A 2,990-nucleotide genomic window follows, 5' to 3' on the forward strand; every position below is an offset into this window, starting at 1 on the left:
GTCAGGCCTTCTGGTTCGGGGAGTTTGTTTGCGCGGCATGCGGCGGTCAGGGTGTTGGCCAGCAGGCATGCGATTGTCATGGGGCCGACGCCACCGGGGACGGGGGTGATTGCTCCGGCGCGTTCGGCGGCGCTGGCGTAATCCACGTCTCCAACCAGCTTGTTCTTGCCGTCGCGTTCAATGCGGTTGATGCCCACGTCGATGACCGTGGCGCCTTCCTTGATCCAGTCGCCGGGCACCATCTCGGGGCGGCCCACAGCGGCGACAACGATATCCGCGCGACGGACAACATCGGGCAGATCCTTGGTGCGGCTATGCGCGATGGTCACGGTGCAGCTGTCGCCCAGCAGCAGCTGCGCCATCGGCTTGCCGACGATGTTCGAGCGGCCGATCACAACCGCATCCATGCCCGACAACGATCCATGATGGTCCCGCAGCATCATCAGGCAGCCCAGCGGGGTACAGGGCACCATCGATTTCTGACCGGTGCCCAGCAGGCCCACATTCGAGATGTGGAACCCGTCGACATCCTTGGCCGGGTCGATCGAATTGATCACCAGATCTTCGTTCAGATGCTTGGGCAGCGGCAGCTGCACCAGAATGCCGTGGACTGCGGGATCGGTATTCAGCTTGTCGATCAATGCCAGCAGGTCTGCCTCGGAGGTGTCCACATCCAGCTTGTGCTCATACGAGTTCATGCCGACCTCGACGGTCATCTTGCCCTTCGAGCGGACATAGACCTGGCTGGCCGGGTCTTCACCCACCAGAACCACGGCCAGACCAGGGGTGATGCCATTTTCGTCCTTCAGCTTTGCAACCTGATCGGCAACCTGTGCCCGCACCGTTGCTGCAAAGGCCTTACCGTCGATAACCTGCGCTACCATTCTTCGATCCCTTCTTCCCAAAAACGGATCGGGCGCTTGGGGCGCCCGGTCAGTCAGTCGTTGCCGAGCACACGTTCCTCACGCGCAATCGACCAGTCAATCAGAATGCGCCACAGCGTCTCGGCCAGATCGGGGTCCATCCCCGCCGCCTGAGAGCTGGCACGCACCTTTTGCACCACCTCTTCAACACGATCCGGAATACGGGCCGGCAGGCCCTCGCCCGGCTTCAACTCAGACGCGCGATCAATGTAGCTGGCGCGCCTCACCAGCATCTCGATCAGGTGCCGGTCCAGCTGGTCGATCTGAATCCGCAGATCCTGCATCGTTGCGCAGTCTTGCGGCGGTGTCAGAGTGGGCATCGTGATCTCCTCGTGGCCCGGAGCATTCTCCGGATCACGAGATGTCTTATCTGGCGACTTAGAACAAGCCCTCGATCTCACCTGCGTCATTGAGGCAGATGCTTTCGGCCGCCGGTTTGCGCGGCAGGCCCGGCATAGTCATGATCTCACCACAGACCGCCACGATAAATCCGGCACCCGCGCTCAGGCGCACCTCGCGCACCGGAACCGAATGGCCGGTGGGCGCGCCGCGCAACGAGGGATCGGTCGAGAAGGAATACTGCGTCTTGGCCATGCAGACCGGCAGGTTGCCGTAACCGGCTTCTTCCCATTCACGCAGCTGGTTGCGGATCTTGTTGTCGGCCAAAACCTCGTCCGCGCGATAGATGCGCTTGGCGATGGTTTCGATCTTCTCGAACAGCGGCATATTGTCGGGGTAGATCGGCGCAAAGTTCGCTGTGCCCCCTTCGACGATTTCGACCACCTTCTCGGCCAGCGGCGCCGAACCTTCCGACCCCAGCTCCCAGTGACGCGACAGAACCGCTTCGACCCCGTGGTCAGAGCAATAGTCTTTCACGGCTTGCACTTCAGCGTCGGTATCGGTGACGAAGTGGTTGATGCCAACCACAACCGGCACGCCAAAGGATTTGACGTTTTCGATGTGACGACCCAGGTTGGCGCAGCCCGATTTGACCGCGTCGACGTTTTCCGCACCCAGATCAGCCTTGGCCACACCGCCATTCATCTTCATCGCACGCACGGTGGCGACCAGCACCACAGCCGACGGCGCGATACCCGCTTTGCGGCACTTGATGTTCATGAATTTCTCGGCGCCCAGATCGGCGCCAAAGCCCGCTTCGGTCACCACATAGTCAGCCACTTTCAGCGCGGTCTTGGTCGCAATGACCGAGTTACAGCCATGCGCGATGTTGGCAAACGGGCCGCCATGCACAAAGGCCGGGTTGTTTTCCAGCGTCTGCACCAGGTTCGGCTGCATCGCGTCCTTCAGCAGCACCGTCATCGCGCCTTCGGCCTTGATGTCGCGACAGTAAACCGGGGTCTTGTCGCGGCGATAGGCCACGATGATGTCACCCAGACGCTTTTCCAGATCTTTCAGGTCGTTGGCCAGGCACAGGATCGCCATAACCTCAGAGGCCACGGTGATGTCAAAGCCGGTCTCGCGCGGGAAACCGTTCGATACGCCACCCAAGCTGGCCGTGATCTGACGCAGCGCGCGGTCGTTCATGTCGACCACACGACGCCACGCTACACGGCGAATGTCGATCTCGCACTCATTGCCCCAGTAGATGTGGTTGTCGATCATCGCCGACAGCAGTGAATGGGCGCTGGTGATGGCGTGAAAGTCACCGGTGAAGTGCAGGTTCATCTCTTCCATCGGAACAACCTGCGCGTAACCACCACCCGCAGCGCCGCCCTTCATGCCAAAGTTCGGGCCCAGCGAAGCCTCACGGATACAGATCATCGCGTTCTTGCCGATCCGGTTCAGACCGTCACCCAGACCCACAGTCGTCGTCGTCTTACCCTCACCCGCAGGCGTCGGGTTGATCGCCGTCACCAGAATCAGCTTGCCGTCCTCACGGCCCTGAACCGAATTGATGAAGTCCTGGCTCACCTTTGCCTTGTCATGGCCATAGGGCAGAAGATCAGCAGATTCGATGCCGATCTTCGCACCAATCTCCTGAATCGGCTTCTTCTTCGCCTCACGCGCAATTTCGATGTCAGATTTATAGCTCATTGGGTTTCGGTC

The 2,990-nt window shown here is 60.6% G+C and carries 3 protein-coding genes; all 3 read right to left on the reverse strand.

Features of this window, described 5'->3' with window-relative positions:
- A partial coding sequence (gene folD / locus AC2FGB_RS19955) for a bifunctional methylenetetrahydrofolate dehydrogenase/methenyltetrahydrofolate cyclohydrolase FolD (protein WP_271952851.1) occupies positions 1 to 884 on the reverse strand: 884 nt, incomplete at its 3' end.
- Between the two features lie 53 nt (positions 885 to 937).
- Positions 938 to 1,243: a chorismate mutase gene (locus tag AC2FGB_RS19960; protein WP_142640424.1), complete on the reverse strand. Its 306-nt coding sequence runs from the start codon at positions 1,241 to 1,243 to the stop codon at positions 938 to 940.
- 58 nt (positions 1,244 to 1,301) lie between these two features.
- Complete coding sequence (locus tag AC2FGB_RS19965) at positions 1,302 to 2,978, reverse strand: formate--tetrahydrofolate ligase (RefSeq protein WP_281996164.1); 1,677 nt, start codon at positions 2,976 to 2,978, stop codon at positions 1,302 to 1,304.
- Between the last annotated feature and the right edge of the window lie 12 nt (positions 2,979 to 2,990).

Source organism: Ruegeria sp. CDSC021, from assembly GCF_059610845.1.

Coding starts and splice junctions, on each gene's coding strand:
- AC2FGB_RS19960 (WP_142640424.1), bottom strand. CDS start 1,243: ATGCCCACTCTGACACCGCCGCAAGACTGCGCAACGATGCAGGATCTG.
- AC2FGB_RS19965 (WP_281996164.1), bottom strand. CDS start 2,978: ATGAGCTATAAATCTGACATCGAAATTGCGCGTGAGGCGAAGAAGAAG.